Source organism: Bacillus sp. 05T31 (assembly GCF_056396725.1).
The window spans coordinates 1-2783 of record NZ_JBFTMA010000599.1 but is presented as its reverse complement, the minus strand read 5'-3'; the positions used below and the strand labels follow the sequence as shown (position 1 = coordinate 2783).

The window sequence follows — 2783 nt, the reverse complement described above, 5'->3', positions numbered from 1 at the left end:
CCCAATATATTCTTCTAAAATTTTTATATTTTGTTCTAATTTTTCTTTTTGTGCCGTTAAAAATAGTGGTGATTTTATTAATATAACTTTACGCTCTCCAAAAAAAGGAAGCGTATGCGCATCCTCAACTACATCTTCTAAATACGCTTCTTCCAAATCGTATGTCACAACATTAAACTCTCGATCTTCCTCTTCAAGCGCTTCCGTTGTAATAAGCTTTATCGTTTCATTTATAAAATAGGCTTCCGTTCCATACAGTACATACAACGGAGCGAACTGTTTCTTTTTAATCTTCTTATGTATATCACTCATATTTTTTCCTACTCCCTAACTTGGCAATATATATTTATACTAAYGCCCTAGCTTTTGTTTTACAAGTACAAAGGGACGGTCTTTATAACCCGCCCCTTTATTTATATAAAACGCCACGCAATAAGCCCCGGATTTCTTATTGGTGTGCGGTAATCACCTTCCCTTTATTATTTACAATAATAATCTTAGTATAAGTGCCAACTGTTAACATGATTGGAAATGAAAAATTCACGCTACTTAACTAACTAGAAAAAGTATAAAAATACTCTATTTCACTTCATATGGAAATTGTAGATTTTTTTCTGACAATATTTTATACTAAAATGGAATGTTGGGGAGGGATTCTAAATGAATGATTTTGAACAAAACGTTCAAAGTAAACGCAATGACGCTATTGATTCAGGGGTAGGATTTATCGTCTCATTTGGTTTTTTCGCAACACTTTTCATTATTGCAACTGTTATTAAATTCATCGGTTCTTAAAGGCTGCTGCTTAACGGCAGTCTTCTTTTTTTCATCTTCTATGTGTTTCATCATATGTGATTTTACTTTGAAAGGTTCCTTTTTCTCCATTAAAAACATAGGAAATAGCACCTTGCTTATCCGTACGCCATATATCAATACCCATCTTCTTAAAACGCTCTATAACTTCCTTATGCGGGTGCCCATACCTATTACGCTCCCCCACAGAAATAATCGCTACAGCAGGCTGTACAAGGCTTAAAAACGGATCTGTAGACGATGTTTTACTCCCATGGTGGGCAACTTTTAAAATATTAGCCCGCAAATCAGGATATGTTGATACTATAAACTTTTCTCCTTCTTCTTCTAGATCACCCGTAAATAGCCATGTTAGTCCCCCTAGTCTGGCCCATAGTACAATCGAAGAGTCATTTTCTCCCTTTTCTTTCCCCTTTGGAGCTAATACGAAAAATTCCGCTTCATTTACCCTCCAACCTTCCCCTTCTCCTACTACACTTATCTTCATGCTCTTTTCTAACGCCTTTTTCTTCACCACTTTTTCCAATACAGTATCTTGTTCCTTTCTCCCAAATACAACTTCTTTTACAATAATAGATGACAGCAAATCCAGCGCAGCACCTATATGATCCGCATCTCCGTGCGTTACAATTAATTTATCAATCGTTTTTATACCTTCTTTTTGTAAAAAAGGAACAAGAATATCATGCCCAACAGAAAATTCATGCTTTTTCTGTTGCCACGCTTCCTTCTTGACAGGAAGGGCTCCTCCTGTATCAATAAGATAAACCTCTTTATCGTACGGAAGACGAATTAATATCGCATCTCCCTGTCCAACATCAAGAAATGTAACACTCCCACTTTCGCGAAAATATGGATATACATAATGACAAGTACTAATAAAAAGAAACACACCCACAACTATGCACAAAATTTTTTTCGTTATTACCCTTTCCCAAATCACAAATATACTAACGATACTAAAACAATATATAGCCACAAGAAATAAAGGAGTTTGACCAAAAGTAAGTCGGATGAAAGGGAAACTTTCACAGTAACTTAGAAAATCATTAGAAATGGTTAAACATAGTGAAAGTACATATGCAATTCCTTTTGCGAAAAATGGAATAACCGGCATACATATAAGAATAATGATGCTACACGGCAATACAATAATGGATAGAAAAGGAACATATATAAGATTGAGGAAAATGCTATAAGGAGAAAAATAACCAAAATGATATAACAAGATGGGGGTACTAGCGAGCTGTGAAATTATAGAAATGTAAATAGAATTTCGAACTATCCCATTACTACGCCCTAATAATATCGGCGCAGATAGTAGTAAAGAAAAACTACCTACAAATGAAAATTGAAATCCAATGTTGAAAATAAGATACGGATCGTATATAAGCATACATATAGCTGTTATACTTAAGGCGTCTAGACTAGATAAGCGAACAGAGCATATGAAAGCTACCAATAATAAAACTCCTGTTATAGAAGCCCTCACAACAGATGGCGACGCCCCCGCTATAATCATATACAGAGGAATGCAAACTATAAGGCATACTGTTGCTATCTCTTTCGTCACACCACTTCTTAGCAAAACAAAATACATTATAACCATTAATAATACGATATGCGATCCTGAAATTGCTAACAAATGTATAAGACCAAATTGTTGATATTGCTCTTCTACTTCAAACGTCATTTGTTGTCGATCTCCAAATAATAATGCGTTCATAAATGCACCTGGTTGTTCCGGGAACATTTCTGTAACTTTCGAGATTGTTTGTTGCCTGAGAAGGAAAATCCATTGCACGAGTGACAACGATGTTTTTTGACATTCAGAAATGTATGTCACATCAAATATAAAATGTATTTTTTGCTGATATAAATAATTACGATAATCAAAAACATGAAAATTCCGGGCAGTTTGTGGTTCTTTCACCTCCCCTTTAAATGTACACGATATCCCTGCATGTAAT

Annotated in this window: 3 protein-coding genes; 1 reads left to right on the top strand and 2 read right to left on the bottom strand. The window is 35.0% G+C overall.

From position 1 onward, the window contains the following. Positions 1–312 (bottom strand): DNA polymerase III subunit delta (locus AC1DJR_RS24930; protein ID WP_477003758.1); only part of this gene is annotated, 312 nt, incomplete at its 3' end. Positions 313–660: 348 nt separating this feature from the next. Here AC1DJR_RS24930 and AC1DJR_RS24925 point away from each other — a divergent pair. After that, positions 661–795 (top strand): YqzM family protein, encoded by a 135-nt coding sequence (locus AC1DJR_RS24925; RefSeq protein WP_000997609.1) that lies wholly within the window; start codon positions 661–663, stop codon positions 793–795. Between the two features lie 31 nt (positions 796–826). Here the strand turns inward: AC1DJR_RS24925 and AC1DJR_RS24920 are convergent. After that, positions 827–2783 (bottom strand): DNA internalization-related competence protein ComEC/Rec2 (locus AC1DJR_RS24920; protein ID WP_477003757.1); only part of this gene is annotated, 1957 nt, incomplete at its 5' end.